At 58.2% G+C, this 13,750-nt stretch carries 13 protein-coding genes; 12 read left to right on the forward strand and 1 reads right to left on the reverse strand.

The window, feature by feature from the left end; all coding sequences use genetic code 11:
• The first annotated feature begins 32 nt into the window (after nucleotides 1-32).
• From FFT87_RS04830 to tuf, 12 genes are all read left to right on the forward strand, one after another.
• Complete coding sequence (locus FFT87_RS04830) at nucleotides 33-1,409, forward strand: prepilin-type N-terminal cleavage/methylation domain-containing protein (RefSeq protein WP_219950216.1); 1,377 nt, start codon at nucleotides 33-35, stop codon at nucleotides 1,407-1,409.
• Entirely contained in the window at nucleotides 1,406-2,113 is a 708-nt protein-coding gene (locus FFT87_RS04835) for a PilW family protein (RefSeq protein WP_255560062.1), read from the forward strand. The genes FFT87_RS04830 and FFT87_RS04835 overlap by 4 nt, the downstream gene beginning before the upstream one ends.
• Complete coding sequence (locus FFT87_RS04840; protein ID WP_219950217.1) at nucleotides 2,110-3,858, forward strand: hypothetical protein; 1,749 nt, start codon at nucleotides 2,110-2,112, stop codon at nucleotides 3,856-3,858. Before FFT87_RS04835 ends, FFT87_RS04840 begins: the two co-directional genes overlap by 4 nt.
• On the forward strand, nucleotides 3,855-4,658 hold the full coding sequence (locus FFT87_RS04845) for an A24 family peptidase (protein WP_219950218.1): 804 nt from the start codon (nucleotides 3,855-3,857) through the stop codon (nucleotides 4,656-4,658). The genes FFT87_RS04840 and FFT87_RS04845 overlap by 4 nt, the downstream gene beginning before the upstream one ends.
• 19 nt (nucleotides 4,659-4,677) lie before the next feature.
• On the forward strand, nucleotides 4,678-5,718 hold the full coding sequence (pilM, locus tag FFT87_RS04850; protein ID WP_219950219.1) for a type IV pilus assembly protein PilM: 1,041 nt from the start codon (nucleotides 4,678-4,680) through the stop codon (nucleotides 5,716-5,718).
• Nucleotides 5,715-6,500 carry a fimbrial assembly protein gene (locus FFT87_RS04855; protein WP_255560063.1) on the forward strand — a complete coding sequence of 262 codons (786 nt, stop codon included), beginning with the start codon at nucleotides 5,715-5,717 and terminating at the stop codon, nucleotides 6,498-6,500. The genes pilM and FFT87_RS04855 overlap by 4 nt, the downstream gene beginning before the upstream one ends.
• Nucleotides 6,497-7,192, forward strand: coding sequence for a hypothetical protein (locus FFT87_RS04860; RefSeq protein WP_219950220.1), 696 nt, complete (start codon nucleotides 6,497-6,499; stop codon nucleotides 7,190-7,192). The genes FFT87_RS04855 and FFT87_RS04860 overlap by 4 nt, the downstream gene beginning before the upstream one ends.
• A gap of 114 nt (nucleotides 7,193-7,306) precedes the next feature.
• The gene (locus FFT87_RS04865) at nucleotides 7,307-8,146 is read left to right on the forward strand and encodes a hypothetical protein (RefSeq protein WP_219950221.1); all 840 of its coding nucleotides are present in this window, start codon (nucleotides 7,307-7,309) and stop codon (nucleotides 8,144-8,146) included.
• Nucleotides 8,147-8,479: 333 nt separating this feature from the next.
• Complete coding sequence (rpsL, locus tag FFT87_RS04870) at nucleotides 8,480-8,854, forward strand: 30S ribosomal protein S12 (protein WP_097060154.1); 375 nt, start codon at nucleotides 8,480-8,482, stop codon at nucleotides 8,852-8,854.
• Nucleotides 8,854-9,324, forward strand: a complete 471-nt coding sequence (gene rpsG, locus FFT87_RS04875; RefSeq protein ID WP_010203848.1) for a 30S ribosomal protein S7 — start codon at nucleotides 8,854-8,856, stop codon at nucleotides 9,322-9,324. The genes rpsL and rpsG overlap by 1 nt, the downstream gene beginning before the upstream one ends.
• An 89-nt stretch (nucleotides 9,325-9,413) precedes the next feature.
• Nucleotides 9,414-11,528 carry an elongation factor G gene (gene fusA / locus FFT87_RS04880; RefSeq protein WP_304612874.1) on the forward strand — a complete coding sequence of 705 codons (2,115 nt, stop codon included), beginning with the start codon at nucleotides 9,414-9,416 and terminating at the stop codon, nucleotides 11,526-11,528.
• Nucleotides 11,529-11,637: 109 nt separating this feature from the next.
• Complete coding sequence (tuf, locus tag FFT87_RS04885) at nucleotides 11,638-12,831, forward strand: elongation factor Tu (RefSeq protein ID WP_219950222.1); 1,194 nt, start codon at nucleotides 11,638-11,640, stop codon at nucleotides 12,829-12,831.
• 104 nt (nucleotides 12,832-12,935) lie between these two features.
• Here tuf and FFT87_RS04890 read toward each other — a convergent pair whose 3' ends face one another.
• A complete protein-coding gene (locus FFT87_RS04890; protein WP_219950223.1) occupies nucleotides 12,936-13,703 on the reverse strand; it encodes an IclR family transcriptional regulator in 768 nt (255 codons plus the stop codon).
• Nucleotides 13,704-13,750 lie beyond the last annotated feature (47 nt).

Raw genomic sequence — 13,750 nt, forward strand, 5'->3', positions numbered from 1 at the left:
AAACCCTGACTACCCGCACGAAAGGGCTCATCATGCACAGGCTTCTGCAGCGACTGCGTAGCTCCGACGCAGGCATGAGCCTTCTTGAGGTTCTCGTGGCGATGATGATCTTTGCGGTCGTCTCGCTCGGCGTCCTCCAAACACTCGCGACAGTGCTTTCTGTCACCCGAGACAATCGCGCTCGCATTGTCGCCACTAACCTCGCCTCTCAAGAAATTGACTTGGCTCGAGACGCCGGCGACATCTTCACACTTTTCGATGACACCTATACGAAGCCGCTCAATGGCGACGTCTTCACGGTAAAGCGTTCCACCCAGTGGGTAGCCTCTGGCAACACGAATACGGTCTGCGGTGTTGGTGGTGGCGCACTCAAGTACAAGCGCGTCAATGTCGAGGTCACCTGGCCAAATATGCGCAAGGGCACCGAGCCGGTGCGCTTCGACACGTTGCTTGCCCCGGATAAACGAATCAATGATCCAGAGCTGGGCACGATCCTAGTGTCTGTTCTCGGCGGAGCTGGCGACGGTATTTCGGGTGTCACCGTGAGTGCCTCACCCTCCTCGCCTCGGGATGGTGCGGAGAACCTCACCGAGGTCGTGCCGGCCACTGACGTTCAAGGCTGCACCTACGTCTTGAAAGTAGTGCCAGGAAACTATGACGTGACCGTCACTCGTTCCGGATTCATCACTGACAGCGGTCAGTCGACAGCGCCGAGCAAGCTGGCACAGGTTTCTGCCGGTGGTGCTGCCTCAATTTCGTTCAACTTCGACCAGGCTGCTACGTATAACGTGAAGTACCTCGCCAATCCCGCTCCCACCGGTGTGCAAATTCCTAAGGACATGTCGACGTCGTTCGTCAGTTCATATGGCCCATACATTTCAACCTCATCGTCATCGAACCTCAGCCGCAGCCTCGCCCTGTTTCCGTGGCGGTCTGGCTACGTAGGCTTAGCCGGAGGTTATGCAGCGAAGCCAACAGATCCTACGAGCACCGCAAAGTATTGCGCTTCTCGAGATCCCGCTCAGTGGCCACAATCCGTAGTCGGAGGAGTGACCTATAAATCGCCTCAGCCTGTTCCCGTCGCGACCGTTCCTGGCGGCACAGCAGACATCGTTGTGCCGATGGGGTATGTCGATATCCCGGGCCAAAGTGGCGCGACGATTCGAGCGGTATCTGTTGCTCCTGTGACCGGAAGTGACGATCCTGGCTGCACGACAGATGTCACTCTTACCTTTGACACGATAAAGAACAGCACGACGAAGATTGCTCTTCCCTACGGAACGTGGCGGCTCGAAACTCCCGGATTGTTCGGATCGTGGAACCCCATCGGCAGTATCCTCGGCCCGATCCTCGGAGGCTCGACCTCCGTTGCCGGAACCGTTGTTGTTGACCCGCGGGTTGCATCATGATCACGCGGCTTCGTGACACTCTGTTTTCTCGGGTGCGTCGACTTGCTGGAGATCAGACCGGTGTCACGTTGAGCGAGCTCATCGTCACGATGGCTCTCCTCACGATGCTGCTGGCCATGATCATGACCATCTTCATTTCTTTCTCGCGGTCGTTCACTGAGGACCGATCGGCGTCATCGAACACGGCTGCGGCTGCTGTCGCCATGAATGAGCTCACGCGAGTTGTTCGTTCAGGAACCGAAATTCCTGTCTCAGGTCGGCAGACCAATGATCCGGTCTTCAGCGTGGCGGCTCCGGATCGCGTAGTTCTCCAAGCGTTTTTGGATACGGAAGCAGCGTCGCCGAAGCCCGTTCGAGTTGAGTTCTCGATTACCGCTGATCGCACCCTCCAAGAGCGACGGTGGACCTCGATCGTCTCGTCGAGCGGATATTTCACTTTCAACAACACTGCGGCATCTCAGCGAACCGTAGTCCGGCAGATTGCCGCTGGAACCGCCCCAGTGTTTGCGTTCTTCGATGCGAAGAACCTGCCAATTGCGCTCGTAGGCGGCAAGATTCCTGACGACAAACTCGCAACCATCGCTGCCGTCAAGGTCAGTATGACGGTGCAGACAGATCCGACGGGCAACGCTCAAACGGCGACTCTCGAAAATACGGTGGGAATCCCGAATCTCGGCCGTTCAAGGATTGGAACAAACCAATGATCCGTTTCTTACGTATCCGAATCGCGGGGGAGCGGGGTGCAGCACTGCCGATGGTGATCGGAATGACTCTCGTCCTCGGACTTCTCGTGACGACTGCAGTTACTTACGCCACTGGCGGTTTCCGTCAATCTGCCGCCACCGAAGAGTGGTCGGCCTCCTTGGCTGCTGCCTACGCTGGCGTCGAAGACTACCAAAGCAGGCTCTCCGAAGACACGTCGTATATTCAGTACGGCAACCCTGCGGCAAAGTTCTCGATCTCTACCGGGAGCAGCGTGCGTCTGCCCAATAGCAGCAACGTAAACCCCGCCTTCAACACGGCAGTTTCGGAGACGTGGGCAGTCGTTCCCGGAGGAAACGGCGATTCGCAGTACCGCTATGAAGTCGACAATTCGCAGTATTCCGGAAGTGGAATCGTACGAATCCGGTCTACGGGAAAAGTGGGCGGTGAGACGCGCAGCCTCGTTGCCGACCTTCGCCAATCTGGGTTCATTGACTTCCTTTACTTCACTGACTACGAGATCAAAGATCCCGCGCTGTCGGGAGCCTCAAGCAGCTGTCTGAAGTATGCCTGGGCGGGGCGAGGCAGCAACTGTGGAGAAATTGCGTTCGGATCTGGTGACGTTATAGATGGTCCGGCGCACTCGAATGACACTCTTCGCGTGTGCCAAGCAACGTTCAAGGGCGACGTGACGACGAGTTACAAGCCGACGAGCGGTTTGCGCTTCACGCCCAAGGATTCCAACGGATACAGCTGCAATGGCCAGAACTTCGAGAAAGACGGATCGCCAAGCTTTCAGCCCGTGATCGGGATGCCGGCCACGAACTCTCAGCACCTGCGCGAGACTCGAACTGACCTTGCCTCAGACGGGGTTCCACGGCCGGGTTGCCTCTACACCGGCCCGACTCAAATCACAATGAACTCGAACGGCACGATCACCGTTCTCTCGCCGTGGACGAAGAAGACCAGAATCGTCGGATCGCCAGCCACGAGTGGCTCCACCCCGGCAGAGTGCGGCGACGTCACAAGAATCGTCAAGAACTCTGGCGATACTTTCACTATGCCGGCGAACAACGTGATCTATGTGCAAAACGTGCCAGCGGTATCGAGCGACCCGAACTCGTGGCGGTCATGGGAGAAGCCAGCCGGGCTTACCTGCACAGGCCAAGACGGCTCGACCGACCGCAACGGTAACGGCAACGGTATCGGATACCCCGTTAGGTACGAAGAGGCAGAGAGCGACGCCTATGGTTGCAAGACTGGGGACATGTTCGTCAAGGGAACGGTGAACGGTCAAGCGACGCTGTCGGCGGAACGGTACATTTACGTCACCGGCGATATCAAGTACAAGAGCGCTGATTCTGACGTTCTCGGACTCGTTGGAAACGATGCGGTGTGGGTGTGGAACCCGGTGTATGACCCGCGCTATTACAACTCCACCATTCTCAGCGACTCCGGCCGACGCATCGATGCCGCAATCCTCTCTGTTGGTCATACATTTGCCGTCCAGAACCCTGGAACCGGAAGCGGTCGTGGAACCCTCACTGTCAACGGCGCGATCGCCCAAAAATTCCGGGGAATTGTGAAGCGCGGCAGCGGCGGTTACACGAAGAACTATGTCTACGACAATCGACTCCTCTATACGGCACCGCCAAAGTTCTTGTCGCCCGTCACGACCACCTATGGTGTGAACGTGTGGATTGAAGTGAAGCCGGCCTACGACAGCACGGGCAAGCCAACGCCATGACCGCTACCGCTCTGCTTGTTATCTTTGCGGTGTTGATCGGACTAGCCGTCGGTTCGTTTCTCAATGTGATTGTCTGGCGAGTACCTCGCGGAGAGAAAATTACGAGCCCGCCGAGCGCGTGCCCACGGTGTGAGCACGCCATCAGGGCGTACGACAACGTGCCGGTGATCGGCTGGTTGATCCTCCGGGGAAAGTGCCGCGACTGTGGCGAGCCGATTTCGCCGCGCTACCCGCTTGTCGAGGCGAGCACCGCGATCGCCTTCGGCATTATCGCCGCGGTCGTTGGCGCCGAGACAGCGCTCCTCTGGGCGCTTCCCGCATTCTTGTATCTTGCTGCGATCTCGATCGCCCTGACGCTGATCGATCTCGATACCCAGACGTTGCCGAACAAGATCGTTCTGCCCTCCATAATCGTCGGGATAATTCTTCTGGCTGTTGCAAGCGCGGGCACCGGAAACTGGGGTGCGCTGCTTGGCGCGCTCGTCGGAGGCGTCGCACTCTTTGTCTTCTATTTCATCGTCGCCCTGATTTCTCCGCGCGGTATGGGGATGGGCGATGTGAAACTTGCTGCCGTTTTGGGGATTTACCTCGGCTGGCTCGGCTGGGGCGTGCTTGCTGTCGGCGCTTTTGCTGCGTTCTTGCTTGGGGGACTATTCGCAATACTGCTGCTCGTGATTGGACGTGCGCGTCGACGCACGGCAATCCCGTTCGGCCCGTGGATGATTGCCGGGGCCTGGTTAGGTATCGCATTCGGCGCACAAATTTGGAATGGATATATGGTGGCGGTCGGTCTTAGCTGACCGTCGTCTGGGGGGAACTATGGGAAAGAAACTAGTAGGGCTGGACATCGGCTCGACAGCAATTCGTGCTGTCGAAGTCGAAAATCCGGGCCATCAACGACCAACGATTCTGCGCTTCGGCGAGGTGCCGTTGCCTGACGGTGCCGTTCGAGCCGGTGAAGTCATCGACGCCGCAACGGTAACTGCAGCGATCCGCAAACTGTGGTCAAGTTCCGGAATCAAGACTCGGGATGTTGTGCTCGGCGTTGGCAATTCTAAAGTCGTTGCGCGAGACATCACCGTGCCTCGGCTGCCGTTGAATCAAGTTCGGGAGTCGCTCCCATTTCAGGTACAGGATCTGTTGCCTGTTCCTGCGACGGAGGCGCTGCTCGACTTCTATCCGGCGAGTGAAGCGGAGGGTGAGACTGGGCCCATGCTTCAGGGCATGCTTGTTGCCGCGATTAAAGCGCCGATTCTCGTGAACGTGAATGCGGTCACCGCTGCGGCACTTCGTCCGACAAACGTCGATCTTTCCCCATTCGCCCTCACTCGACTGTTCTCCAATCCGGAGTCCGCCAACTTGACCACTCTGTTGGTTCACATCGGCGCAGCAACGACGACCCTGGTCGCGTTAGACGGCCACGTGCCACACTTTGTGCGCTTCTTGCCGAACGGCGGAGCGGACATCACCAAGGGGATCTCGCAACGCATGGACATTTCTGCTCGCGACGCCGAAGCCATCAAGCGATCTGTAGGCGTCGTCGCAGCTCGGGCGACAGCGGAGCAGCGCCCAGCGCTCGAAGTGTCGTTTGAGCTCGTGAACGAAACCCTTTTGGCTATTCGCGCCACGATTCAGTACTTCCAGAACGCTCGCGCAAATCGTGCCATCGATCGAATTGTCATGAGTGGCGGTGGTTCAAAACTGCTGGGGCTCACTGAGACGGTCGCAGAGTTCACCAAAGTGCCAGCATCTCAACCAGATCCTTTCTCTCTGGTCCCCGTCGCGCGCGGCCTCAAGGGCAGCGGCGATGCTCAAGACATGTCGGTAGCGCTGGGACTTGTGACGGGGGTATCAGCATGAGCGACAAGAAGCCTACGGTGCGACGCGAGGTAAAAATCACGATCGCCTACCCGCCAACAGTCAACCTGTTACCTCCAGAAGTCGGTCAGCGTAAGGCCGCGGCCCGTGCACGAGGTCGGGCAATCTTTATCGCCCTCATCGCTCTCGGTGTGGTGATCCTGGCTGCTGCTGCGGCGAATCTTTATGCCTTGCAGCGCGCGATCAGCCTCGAGAATGCTCGAGCTTTGACACTGTCACTGACAGCGCAACAGGGCGAATACAACGAAGTTCGCTCGGCGAATCAGTTGCTGCAATCGACACAAGCTGCACGGATTTTTGCGCTCTCTACCGAGGTCTCGGTGAAATCACTCACCGATGGGCTCGGCACCAAACTCAGCAGCGGTATGGCCGTCACATCCTTCGTGTTTGATACGGCCACTCCGCTTCAGGAATACGGCCAGTCACTTTCGCCGCTTGATCCTGCGGGCATGGCGAAGTTCAGCGTCGAAGTGAGCGCACCATCCCAGTCAGCCGTCGATGTTTGGGTCCGCGCGTTGCCCAGTCTCAATGGCGTGCTTGACGCCGCGCTCGTTGCGACAAGCCTGAATGAAGACGGTGGACTCACCGCAACCGTGTCCGTGTTCGTCGGCACGGATGCTTTATTGCATCGTTTTGACGCTGTTGCCGAAGAAGACGACGCGGCAGCGGAGGAAGAATCAGCGGAACAACCTGCTGAAACACCGGCTCCGGCCACGTCGCCTGAGCCAACGCCGGGCACCACTAACGAGGAGGACGGCTCATGACCATGACCCGGCTGTGGAATGTTATCGGCGCGGTAGCGGTGCTGCTCATCTTGGTGCTTGGATACGTCGGTGGAGTCTCGCCGGCGCTGACCTCTGCCACGAACTCTGACTCCGAGCTTGAATCTGTGGAGCTCCAAAACACGGTTAAGGCAAACGAGCTTGCCGCGCTGAAGGAGCTGTCCGATAATTCGGAAAAGTTGATGGCCGATCTGGCGGCAGTCCAGCTCGCTGTTCCGTCGACGCATGAGTCGTCTGTCTATGGAAGCCAACTTGCACAAATTGCCGCGGCGGCTGGCGTGACCTTGGTGACCGTTGGTTATGTCACGGCAACGGAAGCTGTCGGGCCGGTCGATACAACGGTTCCGGCCGCTCCGGTCGAAGGCGAAGAAGCAACGGATGATGCTGCTGAGGCGCCAGCGGTCGAGCCTGGGGCGTCGCAATCTGCAGAGACTGTCCCTTCGGTTCCTGGGCTGGTTTCGCTCGGGATAAGCGTCACCGCCACAGGATCGTACGCAGCGCTCAATAGCTTTGTGAACGCCGTGCAAGCGAACAAGCGATCAATGTCGGTAACGTCCGTCGAAATACGGGTGGCACCGCAAAGCGGTGAGTTCGACCTGGTTCTGCTCGGATCGGTGTACGTATTACAGAACAACACGCCTCCGTTGGCGACTTCGGGAGAGACCGAGAGCTAGCGAACAGGGTGAGTCGAGAACGCCACGGCCCCTTGGTCGTGGCGTTCTTCTCATTTCTGAGTCTTGCTTCAGTAGACTAAACTCATCAGTCGCTGGCAAGAGGAGGCATCAGTCATGACCGATCCATCTGTAGAGCGTGGTTCTTCCAAGCAAGACCACGACAACATTGAGGATGCCGTAGTCGTCGACGAGACGGAATCCGAGAGCACCGCGGCGACCACCGCAGCGCCCCTCGTGGAGCCCGACGTCGAGTCATCGTCGTCCGCTGGCCTTCCCGTCTACGACGACGCAACGGTTGAGGCTGAGGCCGAACCGCTCGCGGAGCCTACGGTTGCGTACGAGCCTGAGATTGTTGCGGAGGCGGAGCCCGTCACCGCAGACACGACAAGCCCAACGGCATCCGATGAACCTCGCGTGGTGTACGTTACCGCCCCCACGCCGCCAAAGATTTCGGGAAACCGCGGATTCGGCGTGTTCATTGCGTTGGCATCGACACTCGCATTTGCAATCGTCTTTGCCATTGCCGTAGTGATTATCGAGGTCATCGATAGTGGCGTAGTTGCTCTCGGTTTCGTGCAGGCGCCCTCGTTCTACGTGCCCATCGCCTTCTTCGCCCTCGGCGCGATTATCATCGCGCTGATCGTCAACCGCGCCGGCTGGGCTGCGCACGTTTTCTCAAGCATCGTCGTGGGTCTGGTCGTGTACTTCGGCACGATTGGCGCGCTCTTGCTCATCAATGGGGTCATCCAGAACACCCCTGATCAAGCCCAAGTCATGTTCGCCGCTGCGCTGGGGGATCCGCGCGTTATTGCGGCCGGTCTGCTTGGTCGTGAGGTGTCCCTCTGGACCGGTGCGCTCGTCGCCAAGCGAGGCCGAAAGGTCACTGAGCGCAACCGCGTTTCCCGCGCAGAATGGGAAGCTGAGCTTGCTGAGAAGTCTGCGGCGCAACGCTAACCACGGTCGCGCGCCGATCAGACAGTTTTGCTTGCTGCGCGTGGGCTGTGATCATTTGACCCCGCTAGGGCTAGGGGGCTATTCTTTCTGAGGTGTGTGCTTTGTCGTGCGCTTGAACCGTGCCATCGGCCAAACCGCTAATGCGGGGTTCTTGCTCAAGTCACTTCACACCACAGGGTTCAGTCTTCTGGCTGACCCCCACGGCATATCCACAAAACCGTCCGATCAGTTCGGCTGGCGCGTGGGTCCAGATGAACTCGAAGGTCTGCGAAGAGCTTCGAATGCTAACCATCATGACGCTGTCACCGTGCAGCACAATCAAGGAGTAATTTAGTGCCCACCATTCAGCAGTTGGTGCGTAAGGGACGCTCGCCGAAGGTCGTCAAGACCAAGGCTCCCGCCCTTAAGTCCAACCCGCAGCAGCGCGGCGTTTGCACGCGTGTCTACACAACAACTCCGAAGAAGCCGAACTCGGCTCTTCGCAAGGTTGCTCGTGTCAAGCTTTCCAACGGTACCGAGGTCACCGCCTACATCCCCGGAGAAGGTCACAACCTCCAAGAGCACTCGATGGTGCTTATCCGTGGTGGTCGTGTAAAGGACCTCCCCGGTGTTCGCTACAAGATCGTTCGTGGCGCGCTCGACACCCAGGCCGTTAAGAACCGTAAGCAGGCTCGTAGCCTCTACGGCGCGAAGAAGGATAAGAAGTAATGCCTCGTAAAGGACCAGCACCAAAGCGTCCCGTAGTCGCGGATCCGGTTTACGGCGCACCCATTGTCAGCCAGCTTGTCAACAAGATCCTTCTTGATGGCAAGAAGGGCCTTGCCGAGCGCATCGTTTACGGCGCACTCGCAGGCGTAACCGAGAAGACTGGCCAAGACGCCGTTGTCACTCTCAAGAAGGCTCTCGACAACGTTCGCCCGACCCTTGAGGTCAAGTCGCGTCGTGTCGGTGGATCGACTTACCAGGTTCCCGTTGAGGTCAAGTCTCACCGTGCAAACACTCTCGCTTTGCGTTGGCTCACGAGCTACGCAAAGGGTCGTCGTGAAAAGACGATGACTGAGCGTCTCACCAACGAGATTTTGGACGCATCGAATGGACTTGGCGCCGCTGTAAAGCGTCGTGAAGACACCCACAAGATGGCCGAATCGAACAAGGCATTCGCTCACTACCGCTGGTAGTAGCTGCTCGTAGTGAAGCGAGTCAGGCTTTGTCTGACTCGCTTCACTATTGAGTTTCTTTCTTTTCAATCAAACTTTCGGAGGAACCTGTGGCACAGGACGTGCTCACCGACCTGACTAAGGTCCGCAACATTGGCATCATGGCTCACATCGATGCTGGCAAGACCACAACGACTGAGCGCATCCTTTACTACACGGGTGTAAACCACAAAATTGGTGAAACTCACGACGGTGCGTCGACTACTGACTGGATGGAGCAGGAGCAAGAGCGTGGCATCACGATCACGTCTGCTGCTGTGACCTGTTTCTGGAACAAAAACCAGATCAACATCATCGACACCCCCGGCCACGTTGACTTCACTGTTGAGGTGGAGCGTTCGCTCCGCGTTCTCGACGGTGCTGTTGCCGTGTTCGACGGTAAAGAGGGTGTGGAACCGCAGTCAGAGACTGTATGGCGCCAGGCCGACAAGTACGACGTTCCCCGCATCTGCTTCGTCAACAAGATGGACAAGATGGGCGCGGACTTCTACTACACGGTAGACACCATCGTGAAGCGCCTCGGCGCTCGCCCACTCGTTCTTCAGCTCCCGATCGGACTCGAGTCCGCATTCGAGGGTGTTGTCGACTTGGTAGAAATGCGTGCACTCACGTGGCGTGGAGACTCCAAGGGTGACGTTGAGATGGGCTCAAAGTACGCCATCGAAGAGATCCCCGAAGACCTCAAGGAGAAGGCTGCGGAATACCGCACCGCTCTGCTCGAGGTAGTCGCGGAAACCGACGACGCCATCATGGAGCGCTACTTCGCCGGCGAAGAGATCAGCGTTGCTGAGATCAAGGCTGCCATTCGTAAGCTCACCGTAAACAGCGAAATCTACCCCGTTCTCTGCGGTTCTGCATTCAAGAACCGTGGCGTTCAGCCGATGCTTGACGCTGTTATCGATTACCTCCCGTCGCCGCTTGACGTGCCTCCCATGGAAGCAAGTGACCCGCGCGATGAAGAGAAGATCATCATCCGTAAGCCTGACGCGTCAGAGCCGTTCGCTGCTCTCGCGTTCAAGGTTGCGGTTCACCCCTTCTTTGGTCGTCTTACGTACATTCGCGTGTACTCGGGTCGCCTTGATTCGGGCGGGGCAGTAGCTAACTCGACCAAGGGCAAGAAGGAGCGCATCGGGAAGATCTTCCAGATGGCTGCTAACAAGGAAATTCCTGTCGAGAGCGTTACCGCCGGTCACATCTACGCGGTAATCGGTCTCAAGGACACTACGACGGGTGACACTCTGTGTGACCTGAACAACCAGGTTGTTCTTGAGTCGATGACGTTCCCTGAGCCCGTTATTGAGGTAGCGATCGAGCCGAAGACGAAGGCTGACCAAGAAAAACTTGGTCTCGCCATTCAGAAGCTCGCTGAAGAAGACCCCACGTTCCGTACCGAACAGAACCAGGAAACTGGCCAGACGGTAATCAAGGGAATGGGTGAACTTCACCTCGACATCCTCGTGGACCGCATGAAGCGCGAATTCAACGTTGAAGCCAACGTTGGTAAGCCGCAGGTTGCGTACCGCGAAACCCTTCGTCGCGTTGTGGAGAAGCACGACTACACCCACAAGAAGCAGACGGGTGGATCGGGTCAGTTCGCTAAGGTCCAGATCTCGCTTGAGCCCATGGAAGTTGTCGGAGACAAGGTTTACGAATTCGTGAACAAGGTCACCGGTGGCCGTATTCCTCGTGAATACATTGGCTCAATCGACCAGGGCTTCCAGGCATCAATGAACGTCGGAATCCTCGCTGGATTCCCGATGGTCGGCGTGCGTGGAATCATCCTCGATGGTGCTGCTCACGATGTTGACTCGTCAGAAATGGCGTTCAAGATTGCTGGCACGATGGCATTCAAAGAGGCGGCGCGCAAGGCTGACCCAGTTCTCCTCGAGCCGCTCATGGCGGTCGAGGTTCGTACTCCAGAGGAGTACATGGGAGACGTCATCGGTGACCTTAACAGTCGCCGCGGACAGATCCAGTCCATGGAGGACGCGACCGGCGTAAAGGTCGTTCGTGCCCACGTACCACTGTCGGAAATGTTCGGCTATGTCGGTGACTTGAGGTCCAAGACCTCCGGTCGTGCGGTGTACTCGATGACGTTCGACAGTTACTCTGAGGTTCCCCGCGCGGTAGCTGACGAGATTGTTGCAAAGAACAAGGGCGAGTAATCGCCGCACTACCAGCGCGCAACTAACATAGATACACACCAACTTGCGAAGCATTCGGCAGAGTTAAGTCGTCGGATGCAGAGCAACCAAGTCCTGAGGAGGACCCACAGTGGCTAAGGCCAAGTTCGAGCGGACCAAGCCGCACGTAAACATCGGAACCATCGGTCACGTTGACCACGGAAAGACCACACTCACCGCAGCCATCTCGAAGGTACTTGCAGACAAGTTCCCTTCGGCGACTAACGTGCAGCGTGACTTTGCGACAATTGACTCTGCTCCGGAAGAACGCCAGCGCGGAATTACGATTAACATCTCGCACGTTGAGTACGAGACCCCGAAGCGCCACTACGCACACGTAGACGCCCCGGGCCACGCTGACTACATCAAGAACATGATCACCGGTGCGGCTCAGATGGACGGTGCAATCCTCGTGGTTGCAGCGACCGACGGCCCCATGGCTCAGACGCGCGAGCACGTGCTTCTGGCCAAGCAGGTCGGCGTGCCGTACCTGATGGTTGCACTCAACAAGTCCGACATGGTTGATGACGAAGAGATCCTTGAGCTCGTTGAGCTCGAGGTTCGCGAACTCCTCTCCAGCCAGGGCTTCGATGGCGACAACGTTCCTGTTGTTCAGGTATCGGGACTCAAGGCTCTTGAAGGCGACGAGAAGTGGGTTCAGTCGATTCTGGATCTCATGGATGCTGTTGACGAGAACGTTCCTGACCCCATCCGCGACAAGGACAAGCCGTTCTTGATGCCGGTTGAAGACGTCTTCACGATCACTGGTCGTGGAACCGTTGTTACGGGCCGCGCCGAGCGTGGAACTCTCGCCATCAACTCTGACGTTGAGATTGTTGGAATTCGTCCGACCCAGAAGACCACGGTCACTGGTATCGAGATGTTCCACAAGCAGCTCGACGAAGCATGGGCCGGCGAGAACTGTGGTCTGCTTCTTCGTGGAACCAAGCGTGAAGATGTTGAGCGTGGACAGGTTGTTGTTAAGCCTGGTTCCGTTACTCCTCACACGAACTTCGAGGGAACCGCATACATCCTGTCAAAGGATGAGGGTGGGCGTCACAACCCGTTCTACGCGAACTACCGCCCGCAGTTCTACTTCCGCACCACCGACGTCACCGGCGTCATCACGTTGCCTGAGGGCACCGAGATGGTAATGCCCGGCGACACCACTGACATGACCGTTGAGCTTATTCAGCCCATCGCCATGGAAGAGGGCCTCGGCTTCGCCATCCGTGAGGGTGGACGTACCGTAGGTGCCGGTAAGGTAACCAAGGTTCTGGCGTAACTCCAGCACTAATTAAGACAGAGGGTCGAGCCGAAAGGCTCGGCCCTCTGTCGTTTAAGCTGTTGGGCCTGTTCCGCCTGTGCTCTCTGCGCGGATGGCGAAGTCTACGAACTGCGCCCGGTCAATCGGATGGTGAGGGCGCGGGCAGCAGCCACGGTTGCTGCGCCGAGCTCGCTCCAGTGCTCGCCGACGGCATCCGTTCTGAAGGTCAGCCCGATGGCGGCCGAGGGGTAGCCGTTGCGATCAAAGGATGCCGCGCCCACCGAGGCGTAGTCTGCGGTGACGTCACCGATCTCACTGGCCCAGCCGCGCTCGCGCGTGGTCGCGAGCAGTTGAGTGAGTTCGGCGAGCGTCTGAGGTCCAGCGGACTGGCGACGAGTGAGAGCACTGCGCGAGGGATAGATGGAGCGCACTTGAAGCGGGGTGAGCTGGGCAAGCATTGCGCGTCCGGTCGCGGTGAGGTGTGCCGGCAGTCGAACGCCCACCGCTGAGACGGTCGTCGGGGCGCGGATGCCTTGTACTCGCGCCGCGTAGCTGACCTCGGCGCCGCTGAGCACGGCGAGGTGCGCCACGACTGGGATGGGCGCTTCGTTGGCGAGGCTGTGCATGAGAGTCGTCGCGAGGCGTGACAGCCGTTCGCTGCGCAACGCTGATGAGCCAATCTCTGACACCAAGGCACTGAGACCGTAGGTTCGATCCTCGGGATAGTGCACCACAAAGCCTTCGTCGATCATGACCGCCAACAATTGGTAGACGGATGATCGGGGCAGTCCGAGTTCGCGTGCGAGGCTCGACGCCCGCACGGGTCCCGGTCGGGAGGCGAGGTGCTTCAGTGCCGCCATTGTGTTGCGGGCCGCGGGGATCCCTGGCACAGCGCTCCTGTCTGGTATTTCAGACACCATATCCCAAAAGCCCCTCG

This window comes from Salinibacterium sp. M195, assembly GCF_019443965.1.
GTDB lineage: Bacteria > Actinomycetota > Actinomycetes > Actinomycetales > Microbacteriaceae > Rhodoglobus.

Excerpts from the sequence above, each read along its gene's own strand:
- FFT87_RS04830 (WP_219950216.1), top strand. The coding sequence starts at position 33 with ATGCACAGGCTTCTGCAGCGACTGCGTAGCTCCGACGCAGGCATGAGC.
- FFT87_RS04835 (WP_255560062.1), top strand. The coding sequence starts at position 1,406 with ATGATCACGCGGCTTCGTGACACTCTGTTTTCTCGGGTGCGTCGACTT.
- FFT87_RS04840 (WP_219950217.1), top strand. The coding sequence starts at position 2,110 with ATGATCCGTTTCTTACGTATCCGAATCGCGGGGGAGCGGGGTGCAGCA.
- FFT87_RS04845 (WP_219950218.1), top strand. The coding sequence starts at position 3,855 with ATGACCGCTACCGCTCTGCTTGTTATCTTTGCGGTGTTGATCGGACTA.
- pilM (WP_219950219.1), top strand. The coding sequence starts at position 4,678 with ATGGGAAAGAAACTAGTAGGGCTGGACATCGGCTCGACAGCAATTCGT.
- FFT87_RS04855 (WP_255560063.1), top strand. The coding sequence starts at position 5,715 with ATGAGCGACAAGAAGCCTACGGTGCGACGCGAGGTAAAAATCACGATC.
- FFT87_RS04860 (WP_219950220.1), top strand. The coding sequence starts at position 6,497 with ATGACCATGACCCGGCTGTGGAATGTTATCGGCGCGGTAGCGGTGCTG.
- FFT87_RS04865 (WP_219950221.1), top strand. The coding sequence starts at position 7,307 with ATGACCGATCCATCTGTAGAGCGTGGTTCTTCCAAGCAAGACCACGAC.
- rpsG (WP_010203848.1), top strand. The coding sequence starts at position 8,854 with ATGCCTCGTAAAGGACCAGCACCAAAGCGTCCCGTAGTCGCGGATCCG.